Source organism: Pseudomonas sp. P1_F7, assembly GCF_056405655.1.
Map to the genome: position 1 here is coordinate 201,037 of NZ_JBFUBR010000012.1, position 13,980 is coordinate 215,016.

Annotated in this window: 14 protein-coding genes; 7 read left to right on the forward strand and 7 right to left on the reverse strand. The window is 58.5% G+C overall.

The window, feature by feature from the left end; all coding sequences use genetic code 11:
• The first annotated feature begins 2 nt into the window (after positions 1-2).
• A complete protein-coding gene (gene cydB / locus AC1D1M_RS18940; RefSeq protein WP_477776810.1) occupies positions 3-1,010 on the forward strand; it encodes a cytochrome d ubiquinol oxidase subunit II in 1,008 nt (335 codons plus the stop codon).
• An 86-nt stretch (positions 1,011-1,096) separates the two neighbouring features.
• Entirely contained in the window at positions 1,097-1,264 is a 168-nt protein-coding gene (locus tag AC1D1M_RS18945) for a DUF2474 domain-containing protein (RefSeq protein WP_477776811.1), read from the forward strand.
• 64 nt (positions 1,265-1,328) lie between these two features.
• On the opposite strand, the gene AC1D1M_RS18950 is transcribed toward AC1D1M_RS18945, so the two are convergent.
• The gene (locus AC1D1M_RS18950; RefSeq protein ID WP_477776812.1) at positions 1,329-2,453 is read right to left on the reverse strand and encodes a methyltransferase; all 1,125 of its coding nucleotides are present in this window, start codon (positions 2,451-2,453) and stop codon (positions 1,329-1,331) included.
• 175 nt (positions 2,454-2,628) lie between these two features.
• Positions 2,629-3,342 carry an autoinducer binding domain-containing protein gene (locus AC1D1M_RS18955; RefSeq protein ID WP_477776813.1) on the reverse strand — a complete coding sequence of 238 codons (714 nt, stop codon included), beginning with the start codon at positions 3,340-3,342 and terminating at the stop codon, positions 2,629-2,631.
• A gap of 303 nt (positions 3,343-3,645) precedes the next feature.
• Between AC1D1M_RS18955 and AC1D1M_RS18960 the strand changes: the two genes are divergently transcribed.
• Positions 3,646-4,422 (forward strand): ferredoxin--NADP reductase, encoded by a 777-nt coding sequence (locus tag AC1D1M_RS18960; RefSeq protein ID WP_477776814.1) that lies wholly within the window; start codon positions 3,646-3,648, stop codon positions 4,420-4,422.
• A 42-nt stretch (positions 4,423-4,464) separates the two neighbouring features.
• Here the strand turns inward: AC1D1M_RS18960 and mscL are convergent, their stop codons facing one another.
• A complete protein-coding gene (gene mscL / locus AC1D1M_RS18965; protein WP_477776815.1) occupies positions 4,465-4,878 on the reverse strand; it encodes a large-conductance mechanosensitive channel protein MscL in 414 nt (137 codons plus the stop codon).
• Positions 4,879-5,521: 643 nt separating this feature from the next.
• Between mscL and radA the strand changes: the two genes are divergently transcribed.
• On the forward strand, positions 5,522-6,889 hold the full coding sequence (gene radA, locus AC1D1M_RS18970) for a DNA repair protein RadA (RefSeq protein WP_103396481.1): 1,368 nt from the start codon (positions 5,522-5,524) through the stop codon (positions 6,887-6,889).
• A 129-nt stretch (positions 6,890-7,018) separates the two neighbouring features.
• On the opposite strand, the gene AC1D1M_RS18975 is transcribed toward radA, so the two are convergent.
• The gene (locus AC1D1M_RS18975; protein ID WP_477776816.1) at positions 7,019-7,387 is read right to left on the reverse strand and encodes a PilZ domain-containing protein; all 369 of its coding nucleotides are present in this window, start codon (positions 7,385-7,387) and stop codon (positions 7,019-7,021) included.
• A 160-nt stretch (positions 7,388-7,547) separates the two neighbouring features.
• On the opposite strand from AC1D1M_RS18975, the gene AC1D1M_RS18980 reads away from it, so the two are divergent.
• The 3 genes from AC1D1M_RS18980 (at position 7,548) to yjiA (ending at position 10,961) form a co-directional block, all read left to right on the forward strand.
• Positions 7,548-9,614 (forward strand): carbon starvation CstA family protein, encoded by a 2,067-nt coding sequence (locus AC1D1M_RS18980; protein ID WP_477776817.1) that lies wholly within the window; start codon positions 7,548-7,550, stop codon positions 9,612-9,614.
• A 15-nt stretch (positions 9,615-9,629) separates the two neighbouring features.
• On the forward strand, positions 9,630-9,827 hold the full coding sequence (locus AC1D1M_RS18985; RefSeq protein WP_007895266.1) for a YbdD/YjiX family protein: 198 nt from the start codon (positions 9,630-9,632) through the stop codon (positions 9,825-9,827).
• A 162-nt stretch (positions 9,828-9,989) separates the two neighbouring features.
• The gene (gene yjiA, locus AC1D1M_RS18990; RefSeq protein ID WP_477776818.1) at positions 9,990-10,961 is read left to right on the forward strand and encodes a GTPase; all 972 of its coding nucleotides are present in this window, start codon (positions 9,990-9,992) and stop codon (positions 10,959-10,961) included.
• Between the two features lie 102 nt (positions 10,962-11,063).
• On the opposite strand, the gene AC1D1M_RS18995 is transcribed toward yjiA, so the two are convergent.
• The 3 genes from AC1D1M_RS18995 to AC1D1M_RS19005 form a co-directional block, all read right to left on the reverse strand.
• Entirely contained in the window at positions 11,064-11,753 is a 690-nt protein-coding gene (locus AC1D1M_RS18995) for a GntR family transcriptional regulator (RefSeq protein WP_477776819.1), read from the reverse strand.
• A gap of 25 nt (positions 11,754-11,778) precedes the next feature.
• Positions 11,779-12,483, reverse strand: coding sequence for a FadR/GntR family transcriptional regulator (locus tag AC1D1M_RS19000; protein WP_477776820.1), 705 nt, complete (start codon positions 12,481-12,483; stop codon positions 11,779-11,781).
• Between the two features lie 69 nt (positions 12,484-12,552).
• Positions 12,553-13,866, reverse strand: a complete 1,314-nt coding sequence (locus AC1D1M_RS19005; protein WP_108216408.1) for a C4-dicarboxylate transporter DctA — start codon at positions 13,864-13,866, stop codon at positions 12,553-12,555.
• Between the last annotated feature and the right edge of the window lie 114 nt (positions 13,867-13,980).

Genomic DNA, 13,980 nt, shown 5'->3' on the forward strand with positions numbered 1-13,980 from the left:
TCATGGGTATTGATCTTCCGCTGATCTGGGCCGTGATCATCATCTTCGGCATCATGATGTACGTGGTCATGGACGGTTTCGACCTGGGCATTGGCATTCTCTTCCCGTTCGTTCCGGGCAAGACGGATCGCGATGTGATGATGAACACCGTCGCCCCGGTCTGGGACGGTAATGAAACCTGGCTGGTGTTGGGCGGCGCAGCATTGTTCGGCGCCTTCCCGCTGGCCTATTCGGTGGTGCTCTCTGCGTTGTACCTGCCACTGATCCTGATGTTGATCGGGTTGATCTTCCGCGGTGTGGCCTTCGAGTTCCGCTTCAAGGCCAGGGACGACAAGCGCCACCTGTGGGACAAGGCGTTCATCGGTGGCTCGGTCACTGCGACGTTCTTCCAGGGCGTTGCACTCGGCGCGTTCATCGATGGGCTGCCAGTGGTCAATCGGCAGTTCGCCGGTGGTTCACTGGACTGGCTGACACCGTTCACGATGTTCTGTGGTGCGGCGCTGGTGGTGGCGTATGCGCTGCTCGGTTGCACCTGGCTGATCATGAAGACCGAAGGCAAGTTGCAGGAACAGATGCATGACCTGGCACGGCCATTGGCCTTCGTGCTACTGGCGGTGATCGGCATCGTCAGCATCTGGACCCCGTTGGCCCACACGGATATTGCCGCTCGCTGGTTCACCATGCCGAATCTGTTCTGGTTCATGCCGGTGCCGATCCTGGTGCTGGTGACGATGTACGGACTGATCCGTGCCGTGGCCCGCAACGCGCATTACACGCCGTTCCTGCTGACCCTGGTGCTGATCTTCCTCGGTTACAGCGGGCTGGGTATCAGCCTGTGGCCGAACATCATCCCGCCGTCGATCTCGATCTGGGATGCCGCCGCGCCGCCGCAAAGCCAGGGCTTCATGCTGGTGGGCACGCTGTTCATCATCCCGTTCATCCTGGGTTACACCTTCTGGAGCTACTACGTGTTCCGCGGCAAGGTCACCCATGAAGACGGTTATCACTAGCCCTGTGCACCGCGAACCTGCTCCGGGCGGCGTTCCGACGATGGCCTCATGACGGACGCCCCCCACCTTCATTGGAGGATTAAACAATGAGCGGAAAACACACCCTGCACGACATTGAAGAAGCCGAAAAAAAGCCGCTGTGGCAGCGGCTCGGCTGGTTGGCCCTGATCTGGGGCGGCAGCGTGGGCGCCTTGTTCATCGTCGCCAGCCTGATGCGTCTATTCATGAACGCGGCCGGTCTGACCACACACTGACATCCCTCCCGTGGCCTCAGGGCACGGATTTACGACCCTCCGACCGGAGGGTTTTTTTTGCCTGTTACTTGCGCGCCTTGAGGATGACGAATTTCGGATTGGCTGCCACTTGTTCGACGCCCCGGAACAAGCGCGCCAGCTTGCTGTGGTAACCCAGGTGACGATTGCCGACGATGTACAGCGCGCCGCCCACGACCAGCGCTTCGCGCGCCTGCTGGAACATCCGCCAGGCCAGGAAGTCGCCCACTACTTGTTGCTGGTGAAACGGTGGATTGCACAGCACGACGTCCAGCGATTGCGGTTCCTGGCCGGCCAGACCGTCACCGGCTCGCGCGTTCACTTCCCGTTCACCCAGCGCTGCGCGCCAGTTTTCGCAGGCCGATTGCACGGCCATGAATGACTCGTCCACCAGCGTGTAGTGGGCCTCGGGGTTTTGCAGGGCGCTGGCAATGGCCAGAACGCCATTGCCGCAACCGAGATCGGCGACCCGCGCCGAGCCAAGGTTTTTCGGCAGGTGTGGCAAAAACGCCCGGGTGCCGATGTCCAGGCCTTCGCGGCAAAACACATTGGCGTGGTTGAGCAGTTCAATAGCCGGTTCGTCGAGTCTGTATCGCGTTGGGTAAGGCGATGCAGCTGGAGTTTTGTCTTGAGCCGTGGCAATCAATAGCCGCGCCTTCTTCACCGCCAACGAGGCTTGCACGGGGCCGATGTAACGCTCCAGCAAATCGCCTGCCGCCCGGGGCAGATGTTTGATCATGGCCGCGGCTACCACTTCGGCGCCGGGTGCCAGTTGGCCTTGCAGGCGGATCAGTTGTTCTTCCAGCAGTGCCAGGGTTTTCGGTACGCGGATCAGCACCCGGTCGAACGGCCCCACAGGGGCCTCGCTGGCGGGGACGCTTGGCACCGCATCAAACGCCAGGCCGTTGCGCACCAGGTTCTTTTCCAGACCCTGGAAAGCCAGGAACGAATCACCGCTGCTGACCACCTTCACCTTGCCCGCCAGGCTGGCGGCCAACGCGCCGAAACTGTCATTGAGCACCAATACCCGGGTGTCCGACGCCGGCTGCTGTTCGGCCAGATGATTGAGCAGGTATTCATCGGCCGCATCGAAAGCTTGCAGCGGTTCGTTCTGCTGTTCGGGCTGGCGGATCAGGTCGAGGCTGGCGAAGGGTGTTTCGAGCAAAGGCATGGGGCGGGGCTCTGGGTAATCAACGGATGTCCCGCTGCCCGAAGGCGTTGGAGCGGGTGGAGCCGTCCGAGTGCACTGCGTCGTGAAGGTCTTCACGCCATCACTCAGGAAGGACCGCAAATGGTACGGTTTTTTTGCCTGGATTACCCGCAGGTTTTCCCGGAATCGGGCGCTTTCAGATGGCTCCGGACCGGGCCGCGGCGATGACTGCCGCAATCTTGTTGTTGACGCCGAGCTTCTCGATAGCCCTGTGCACATGAAAGTTGACCGTGCGCTCACTCAAATTGAGGATCCTGGAAATTTCATAGGCCGTCTTGCCTTCGGCCGACAGTTTCAATACTTCGAGTTCCCGCCGTGACAAAGGGGGGGCCTGAGGGCGAGCCGGTTTTTTCGGTTGCATTGCGATCACCAGAGCGTGCAAATGGCGACTGATGAACACCGAGAATCCAAGATTCTCGTACAGCTCATAGGCTGAAATCGGGCAATGGCTTCTGGCCAGGCTGAGAATACTGCACAGACCGGTTTCCTCATCGTGGATCGCTTGGGACCAGCCATGCCGCAGACCGTGTTGCTGCAGCAACTGCCATAACCATGGCGTCCTGGAAAAAAGCTCTTCGCTCCAGAGAACAGGCAACATTGAATGGTTGCAGTGCGCCACTACTGGATCTATTTGCGTGGCGTTGTTTTTTTCATATTGAATATTCCACTCATGGGGGAAATTGTTCAGGTTCACCGTACTGGTGCCGACCCCGAATGAGTTCGAAGTAATTGAAAAGCCACAAAATTTATATCCAAGGTTTCTAGCGAAGTTGAGCGCGATTCGATAGGCAGTATTGATCTCTTGCGTATGCGCCAATTGTTTGAGCTGTGACTCCTTCCAGATCTCCATACAATGATCTCCATCAGTGTGTCTTCTGGGTGCAATTTTGGATCCAATATCCGGCACGTCACGAAGTGTAGGACAGTTCCTACTGTAAAGGTTCGACAATTTTGCTCTTTTGAGTGCTGGAAAAGTGTGTTCCAGGTTCTTAGGCAATCGATGCGTTATAAAATGCCATATGGCATTTTATAATCATGGTTGTGTGTCCATTTAGCAAACAGTCACTAGTGCATATTAATGTCACTACAAATTGTCGGTGTTTACGCTGCTTTCTTTGCGGGACACTGGGGTATCTTTTGATTGGAGCCCTCCATGTCCGTCAGTGAAGAAAAATTTACGCGCCAGACCTTGCTCGAGGTTCATCCGCTGACCCCGAATCTGTTTACCCTGCGCGCCACGCGGGATGCAGGGTTTCGTTTTCGGGCGGGGCAGTTTGCCCGATTGGGTGTCACCAAGGCTGACGGCAGCACGGTATGGCGCGCCTACTCCATGGTGTCCTCGCCCTTTGACGAGTTCCTCGAGTTCTTTTCCATTGTCGTACCGGGCGGTGAGTTCACCAGTGAGCTCAGTCGCCTGGGCGTTGACGATACATTGCTGGTCGACCGCCAGGCCTTCGGCTACTTGACGCTGGACCGTTTTGTCGATGGACGCGATCTGTGGTTGTTATCCACAGGCACGGGCATCGCGCCGTTCCTGTCAATACTCCAGGATTTCGAAGTCTGGGAGAAATTCGAGCGGATCATCCTGGTCTACAGCGTTCGCGAAGCCCGGGAACTGGCTTATCAGGAGCTGATCGCGGGACTGGCGCAACTTGAGTATCTGGCGGAGTACGCACACAAGCTGCAATTCATCGCCACGGTTACTCGTGAACAGCATCCTGGCGCATTGAACGGACGGATCACCACGCTGATTGAAAACGGCGAGCTGGAGCGCGCCGCAGGTGTTGCGCTGATGCCTGAGCATTCACGGGTCATGCTGTGCGGCAACCCGCAGATGATCGATGACACGCGCAAGCTGCTTAAACAGCGGGACATGCACTTGAGCCTCAGCCGGCGACCCGGCCAGGTGGCGGTGGAAAACTTCTGGTAAGAAAAACGGCGCCTCAAAGGCGCCGTTTTTTTGCTAGAGCAGTCAAGGCCGGTTGTTTTGGGCCTTGAGCAAGTCGCGGATCTCGCCCAGCAACTCTTCTTCCTTGGTGGGAACCGGCGGCAGGCTAGGGGCCACGGCCTCTTCGCGCTTCAGGCGGTTGATGGCCTTGACGCCCATGAAGATTGCAAAGGCGACAATGACGAAGTCGATGATGGTCTGGATGAATTTGCCATAGGCCAGCACCACCGCAGGAATGGCGCCGTCTGCTGCCTTGAGCGTTATGGCCAGATCACTGAAGTCCACGCCCCCGATCAGCATCCCGATTGGCGGCATGATCAGGTCACCGACAAACGACGTAACGATCTTGCCGAAGGCCGCACCGATGATGATGCCGACGGCCATATCGACCACGTTGCCTTTGACCGCGAAGGCCTTGAACTCGTTTAGCACGCCCATAGGTTATTTCCTTGTTACAGATGAGGTAGATGAACGCAGTGTAAATCAGCAAATCGCATCCTGCTCGAATCAACTGCCTGCTGTGCTTGCCAGCCATCGACCCTGGTGGTGTTGAAAAATTCACTGATTGATCGCATCTGAGGGGCGGCCAGGCCTTCTGCGGAGTTCGCATACGACATTTTTTTCAGCGAAATGGCGTCGTTTGTGTGGGCGAGCCAAGGTTGAGAGACCATCCCTGAATCGGAGCGTTAAAGATGATCGGGCAGTTAGTGGTCGGGAGGCTCTATTGAAAATTAACTGCAGTTGCAGTGATATGAACTGTTTAGTTGGTTTTGGGTGTCTGACAAGTTGCGTGTTTCCCTGAATCAATGCTGCGTTTTGTGTGAATGTTTTCGGAGTTGTGCAAAAAGTATGTAAATGAATAAAGTTTGTATAGGTTTTCAAAGCGTGCGATATGGCATGTCACTAGAGTTTGTTGGCCGAGTTGAGCAAAAAAACTTATACAAGGTTTTGTATGGTGGGTGTCTCTCAATATACCTGTATTTTATGTGGTTATTTGAAATTATCAAAGAGGTTGCGAAATATCTGGCCGCACTCACGCGCCCTGGCTGAGCTATCATCGCGTTTTTTTCCGGGAGTTCCGATGGCCAAGGCCAAGCGCATGTACGGCTGCACCGAATGCGGCTCAACCTTCCCCAAATGGGCCGGCCAGTGCGGTGAGTGCGGGGCCTGGAACACGCTCACCGAAACCATGGTGGAAAGCGGCGGGGCAGCCGCCCCCAGCGGTCGTACCGGCTGGGCCGGCCAGCAGGCGCAGATCAAGACCCTGGCCGAAGTCAGTGTCGAAGAAGTTCCGCGTTTCTCCACCGCTTCCAGCGAGCTGGACCGGGTTCTGGGGGGGGGGCTGGTGGACGGCTCGGTGGTGCTGATCGGTGGCGACCCCGGCATCGGCAAGTCGACCATTCTGTTGCAAACCTTGTGCAACCTCGCCAAGAGCATGCCGGCGCTGTACGTCACCGGTGAAGAATCCCAGCAGCAAGTGGCCATGCGTGCGCGGCGCCTGGGATTGCCTCAGGATCAATTGCGGGTCATGACCGAAACCTGCATCGAAACCATCATTGCCACGGCCCGTCAGGAAAAGCCCAGGGTGATGGTGATCGACTCGATCCAGACGATCTTTACCGAGCAACTGCAATCGGCACCGGGCGGTGTATCCCAGGTGCGTGAAAGCGCGGCGTTGCTGGTGCGTTATGCCAAACAGAGCGGTACGGCGATTTTCCTGGTGGGCCACGTCACCAAGGAAGGCGCGCTGGCTGGCCCTCGGGTGCTGGAGCACATGGTCGACACCGTGCTGTATTTCGAAGGTGAGTCCGACGGGCGCCTGCGTCTGCTGCGGGCGGTGAAGAACCGCTTCGGTGCAGTCAATGAACTGGGCGTTTTCGGCATGACCGACAAAGGTCTGAAAGAAGTCTCCAACCCGTCGGCGATTTTTCTGACCCGTGCCCAGGAAGAAGTCCCGGGCAGTGTGGTGATGGCAACATGGGAAGGTACGCGGCCGATGCTGGTGGAGGTTCAGGCACTGGTGGACGACAGTCACCTGGCCAACCCGCGTCGGGTCACGCTGGGGCTGGATCAAAACCGGCTGGCGATGTTGCTGGCGGTGCTGCACCGTCACGGTGGCATTCCGACCCACGATCAGGACGTGTTTCTCAACGTGGTCGGCGGGGTCAAGGTGCTGGAAACGGCGTCCGATCTGGCGTTGATGGCGGCGGTGATGTCCAGTTTGCGCAACCGGCCGTTGCCCCACGATCTGCTGGTGTTCGGTGAGGTTGGGCTTTCCGGTGAGGTGCGTCCGGTGCCGAGCGGTCAGGAGCGTTTGAAAGAAGCCGCCAAGCACGGCTTCAAACGGGCCATCGTGCCCAAGGGCAATGCGCCGAAAGAGGCGCCGGCTGGGTTGCAGATCATTGCTGTCACTCGTCTGGAGCAGGCACTGGACGCATTGTTCGAATAACTTGCAGGTTGAATACAAACCCTGTGGGAGCGAGCTTGCTCGCGATAGCATTGATTCAGACAATCTCTTTATTGACTGAACGGCCGCCATCGCGAGCAAGCTCGCTCCCACAAAGATTTTCGGTGATGGCTAGATCTCGATCAGCGCACCTAGTTCTCGCTCCAGTTCCTGCGGATCAGCGAGATTGAGCTCGATCAATCGCCGCAAGCGTTCGATGGACTCCAGACTGATGTGCAGGCAGACAAAGCCGAGTTGGCCATGGTCGTCGTGGGCGAGTCGCACATCCATGGTAATGTCGGCCTCTTCGCTCAGATGAATGTCGACCAGAAAATCCTGCTGCGGATTGCCCAACCACGGATCGGGTCGCTCAATCAGTAATCCCTTGAGCGACAGATCAATCAACTTCACCGGCCAGGTGGATTCGCCCTGACTCAGCTCGGTCCGGGCATCGAACGCAATACGTTTGAAGCGGCGACGTTCGGCAGGGTGCTCGCTCATGGCGCGATCCTCGTAGATTTACGCTGACTATAGACCTGCATTCTTGAAGGCGGCCAGCGCGTGCAGGCGTCTAGACCAATGTCGGGGTATGGCCTTTGTCGTCAGGAGCGCTAAACTCGGGGTGGCTGTCTTTCTTGTCCACTCTGGCTGGAATAATAAAATGAAAAATAATAATAGCCCGCTACGCCATTTGCCTTGGCTGGTGCTGGCAATCGTAGGTGCGTGCGCCCTGGGTGTCGTGGCATTGCGCCGAGGCGAGGCAATCAACGCCTTGTGGATTGTGGTCGCTGCCGTGGCCATCTATCTGGTCGCCTATCGCTACTACAGTCTGTTCATCGCTCACAATGTCATGCAACTCGATGCGCGACGGGCCACTCCCGCTGTGCTCAACAATGACGGTCTGGACTACGTTCCGACCAACAAACACATTCTCTTCGGCCACCACTTCGCGGCCATCGCTGGCGCTGGTCCGCTGGTCGGCCCGGTATTGGCAGCGCAGATGGGCTATCTGCCCGGCACGCTGTGGCTGATTGCCGGCGTGGTGCTGGCCGGTGCGGTGCAGGACTTCATGGTCCTGTTCATGTCCACCCGCCGCAACGGCCGGTCCCTCGGCGACATGGTCCGTGAGGAAATGGGCCGCATCCCCGGTACCATCGCGCTGTTCGGTTGCTTCCTGATCATGATCATCATCCTCGCGGTGCTGGCGCTGATCGTGGTGAAAGCCTTGGCCGAGAGCCCTTGGGGCATTTTCACGGTAATGGCGACCATCCCGATCGCGATGTTCATGGGCATCTACATGCGCTACATCCGTCCGGGTCGTATCGGCGAGATCTCCGTCATCGGCGTGCTGTTGCTGCTCGGTTCGATCTGGCTCGGCGGGCAGATTGCCGCGGATCCGGTGTGGGCCAAGGCGTTCAGCTTTACCGGTATCCAGATCACCTGGATGCTGATCGGTTACGGTTTTGTCGCGGCGGTATTGCCGGTGTGGCTGATCCTGGCGCCCCGTGACTACCTGTCGACCTTCCTGAAAATCGGCACCATCGTCGCTCTGGCCATCGGTATCCTGGTGACCATGCCCGAGCTGAAAATGCCGGCCCTGACCCAGTTCGTCGACGGCACCGGTCCGGTATGGAAGGGCGGGCTGTTCCCGTTCCTGTTCATCACCATCGCCTGTGGCGCGGTATCGGGTTTCCACGCGCTGATCTCTTCCGGGACCACGCCGAAACTGCTGGATAACGAAACCAACGCCCGCTACATCGGTTACGGCGGCATGCTGATGGAATCGTTCGTGGCGATCATGGCGATGGTCGCCGCGTCGGTGATCGAACCGGGCGTGTACTTCGCCATGAACAGCCCGGCCGCCGTCGTCGGCGGGGATGTGGTGGCGGTAGCGACAGCGGTCAGCAACTGGGGCTTTGCCATCACGCCGGAAGCGCTGCAGGCGGTGGCCCATGACATCGGTGAAACCACCATCCTGGCCCGTGCCGGTGGTGCGCCGACCCTGGCGGTCGGTATTGCACAGATCCTGCACAGTGTTCTGCCGGGTGAAAACACCATGGCGTTCTGGTACCACTTCGCGATCCTGTTCGAAGCGCTGTTCATCCTGACGGCGGTCGACGCCGGTACCCGTGCCGGGCGTTTCATGCTCCAGGACTTGCTCGGCTCGTTTGTGCCGGCCCTGCGCCGCACCGAATCCTGGACCGCCAACCTGATCGCCACCGCCGGTTGCGTGGCCATGTGGGGTTATCTGCTGTACCAGGGCGTGATCGATCCATTGGGCGGCATCAACACCCTGTGGCCGCTGTTCGGTATCTCCAACCAGATGCTGGCCGGTATCGCGCTGATGCTTGGCACCGTGGTGCTGATCAAGATGAAACGCCAGCGCTACATCTGGGTAACCTTGCTGCCGGCGGTATGGTTGCTGATCTGCACCACTACGGCGGGCTTCATCAAGCTGTTCGATGCCAACCCGGCGATCGGCTTCCTGTCGCTGGCGAAGAAATACAGCGATGCGCTGGCCAACGGTCAGATCCTCGCCCCGGCCAAGGACATCACCCAGATGCAGCACGTGATCTTCAACGCCTACACCAACGCGACGCTGACCGCGCTGTTCCTGTTCGTGGTGTTCAGCATCCTGTTCTTCGCGCTCAAGGTCGGTATCTCCGCCTGGGGCAGCAAGGAGCGTACGGATAAAGAAGCGCCATTCCAGGCGCTGCCGGAAGCGTGATCGAGGATTTGCACCATGTTCAATGACCTGAGTCGCCTCGGTAAATACCTCGGTCAGGCTGCGCGCCTGATGGTCGGCATGCCCGACTACGACAACTACGTCGAGCATATGCAGACCAAACACCCGGACAAACCGGTGATGAGCTATGAGATGTTCTTTCGGGAGCGTCAGGAAGCCCGTTACGGTGGCAAGGGTGGGCCGAAGTGCTGTTGATCCGGTTGTCGGATTAACGGCAATACCTGTGGGAGCGAGCTTGCTCGCGATGACGGACTATCAATCAACAGTGATGTTGAATGTTAAGCCGCCATCGCGAGCAAGCCCGCTCCCACATTTGTTTTGTGTACTTTTTTGATTTTGTGCAACAGGAGATCCAGCGTGTCCTCTCCCATCCCCGTAACAATCCTCAGCGGCTTCCTCGGCGCCGGCAAGACCACCCTGTTGCGTCACCTGCTCAAGGCCGAGCACGGCCTGAAAATTGCCGTGATCGAGAACGAGTTCAGCGATGCCGGTATCGATACCCAGTTGTTGGGCGATGAGCCGGTGCAAGTGATGACGCTGTCCAATGGCTGCGTCTGCTGCACCATCCATACCGACCTGACCAAAGCGCTTTACTTGTTGCTGGAGCGTCTGGATAGGGGCGACATCGCCTTCGACCGCCTGGTGATCGAATGCACCGGTCTGGCCGACCCTGCGCCCGTGGCGCAAACCTTTTTCATCGACGAAGAGTTGCGCGAGCGCTATATCCTCGACGGCATCATCACCCTGGTCGACGCGGCACATGCCGATTTGCACTTGGCCCAGACCATCGCCCAGGCGCAGATCGGTTTCGCCGACCGATTGCTGGTGAGCAAGCGCGATCTGGTAGACGAGCCGACCTTCACCGCATTGAGCGAGCGCCTGACCCGCATCAACCGTCGCGCCCCGATCCGCGTGGTCGACCACGGCAAGATCGACCTGGCCGAGTTGCTCGACGTGCGCGGGTTCAACCTCAATGCCGATCTTGGTGGCGGGGTAAATTTGCGCCCGGTGAGCAAAGCGCCGTCCATCGACCGGATTTCCAGTCTGGTGCTGCGTACTGAAAAGCCGCTGGATATCGATAGGCTCAGCGAGTTCATGAACGAACTGCTGGAAGACCATGGCAAGCAACTGCTGCGCTACAAAGGTGTGTTGAATATCCTCGGCGAATCGCGTCGCATGGTGTTTCAGGGTGTGCTGAAACTTTATGGTTTCGACTGGGATACAGAGTGGGCTGAAGAGGAAGTGCGCGAGAGCGTGATCGTGTTCATTGCCGATGATTTGCCGGAAGGAAAGATTCGCGAAGGGTTTGCGCGGGTGGCGGCGGATTAAAGTCAGAAATTGCAGTGAGCCTTAAGCCGCCATCGCGAGCAGGCTCGCTCCCACATTTGAAGTGCAGTTCCCTGTGGGGGCAAGCCTGCTCGCGAAAGCGGACTAACCTGCGGCACAGTTTTGGCCCAGTGCCGATGCAGGACTCAGCAACAAATCTTCCAGGTCATCCAGATGCCGGTTGAGCGCGACTTGCGCCGTCGCGGCATCTCCTCGCTCCAGCGCATCCAGAATCTCCATGTGCACTTGCCCCGCGCAATAATCCTTCTGCTGTAGATCAAACTGCGCAATCGCCAAGGAAGTCAGCGGTACCAGGCTCTCAAGAAAATGCGCTAGCGGTGCATTCCCCGCCATTTGTGCCAACTGCAGATGAAATTCTCCCGACAAACGAATCGCCCGGCCACGCTCGGCGCATTGACGCTCGTTTTCGACCAGGGTCCGCAGGCGCTTCAAGTCTTGCGCGCATGGACGCTGACAGGCCAGCCGCACCAGCATGATCTCGGCCAGACGCCGGGCATGCAGTGTCTGCCGGGTCTGCTCGGCATCAAGCTCGGCGACGCGGGGACGATGGTTGACTCGAAGGATGATGATCTGCTGATGGGACAGTCGCTTCAGCACGTCACGCATGTCGCTGCGTCGAGCACCGAACATCTGCGCCAGGCTTTCTTCCGTAAAGCGACTGGCCGAATGGATGCGCTGTTCGAAAATGGCATCGAGGACCCGTGAATACAGATCATCCACCGAAGGGCGGACGGGCAGGGTGGCGAGCGTTTGTGGCGAGGCAAAGCTGTTCATGGCCAATCTCCAGTTCGAAGAGGTTTCAACTGCCGAGGTTGTCTTCCGGGATGTTCAGTTCGATGCCCATGCGCTGGCCTTCGCACAAAATATGTCGACGCATCTCGGCACTGGCCTGGGCGCTGTTCTTGCTACGGATCGCCCGCACCACGGCTTCGTTTTCTTCAAGGCGTTCAGCCAGGTGCTCCGGGGAGTTGTGCAACACCTCGGCGCTTTGCTTGAGGGCATTGCTGGTTTGCTGGACCACGCTCTGGAAGATCGGGTTCGACGTCAGCGTGAACAGCTCTTCGTGGAACGCGATGTAGGCGCTTACGCCGGCTTCACTGTCATTGGCCTCCAGGGCTTCGCGCATGTCCATCAGGGTCAGGCGCAGTTGCCCGACCTCCTTACTGCTGATGGACTGCGCCACGAGGCCGACGATGAACGGCTCGAGGGTGTAGCGCAGTTGCAGCACGTCTTCCAGGCTCGCTGCGGCCACTGCACTGTCATGCGCCTGGCTGTCGGCGAGATTGGCTTCGAGCACCACCACGCCTTTGCCCGGCATCGAACGCACCAGGCCAAGGGTTTCCAGGACAATGACCGCCTCACGCAGGCTCGGGCGGCTGATGCCCAGTTGTTCGGCCAGTTCGCGTTGCCCCGGCAGCATTTCGCCGGAGCGCCACTGACCGCGGGCCAGTGCGGCCCGAAGTTTTTCCACGACTGAATTTACAACGGTCGACGAGGTAATCACTGTTCGCTCCATGAGCATCTAAAAGTGGTGAAAGTGTGCCGGCCAAGGTGGGGCCGGCACACCGATGATTCAGAATTCCTGCTGATGCGCCGGTGCGACCGGTTTTCGCGGTTGGAAGGTATAACCCGCCTGGCCGGAAAGTACCTTGTTCGCCCGCTGCACATCGATGTCCTTTTCCCACCGCGCGATGGCGACGGTCGCCACACAGTTGCCGATCAGGTTGGTCAGCGCCCGGCCGATGCCCATGAACCAGTCCACGGCCAGCACCAGCACCAGACCCACCACCGGAATTGCCGGAATGGCTGTCAGGGTGGCCGCCAGAATAACCAGCGCCGAGCCCGGAATGCCGTGGGCACCTTTGGAGGTGATCAACGATACCAACAGAATCGTCAGCAGGTCGGTCATCGCCAGCGGCGTGCCGGTGGCATTGGCGATGAACACAATGGCCAGGGTCAGGTAGATCGAGAAGCCGTCGAGGTTGAACGAGTAACCGGTAGGAATCACCAACCCGACCGTCGAACTGCCGATGCCCAGATGCTCAAGCTTGCGCATGATTTGTGGCAGCACGGCATCGGAGGACGCGGTGCCCATGACGATCAACAGTTCTTCGCGCAGGTACTTGAGCAACGGCCACATCTTCAGGCCAGAGAGGCGCATCACCAGGCCGAGAATCAGGGCCACGAAGGCAGTACAGGTCAGGTAGAACAGGCCGACCAGGCTGCCCAGGTGTTGCAGCGAGTCCAGACCATATTTGCTGGTGGTGAAGGCGATCGCGCCGAACACGCCGATCGGTGCCAGTCGCACGATCATGCCCATGATGCGGAAGATCACGTGGCTGAGTTCATTGATCAGCCGCGAAATACCCGATGCCGCCTCGCCCACCAGATTCAGTGCACTGCCAAACAACACTGAAAACAGCAGGACCTGCAGGATATTGTTATCGGCAAAGGCACCGATCACCGAAGTCGGAATCAGGTCCATCAGGAACTGTGTGGTGGTGTGCATGTGCTGACCGCGCTGGGCAATGTCGCCCATGTCGGCTGCGGAAAGCTGCTCCAGATGAATGTTCGCGCCGCTGCCGATGCCGGTGCTGAAGGCGAACACCAGACCGATCACCAGGGCGATGGTGGTCAGCACTTCAAAGTAGATCACCGATTTCAGGCCGATACGGCCGACCTTCTTCAGGTCGCCGGCACCGCTGATGCCGCTGACCACTACGCAAAACACAATCAGGCCGATGAGCATTTTGATCAGCTTGATAAAACCGTCACCGAGCGGTTTGAGCTGAGCTGAGTATTCGGGAAGGGTCAGCCCGCAGACGATGCCGAGCACCAGTCCGAGAACCACTTGGAGGAAGATTGAACGCGAGCACCATCTGAGCATGGGAGGAATCCTGGTCGGTGTTCTGGCTGCCGTGTGCGGGGCACATCAGATTCAGAACTTAATTATTGTGGTCTTACCGGTATGTCCAGTGCAGGCGCAGTCTAGGCGCTGTTT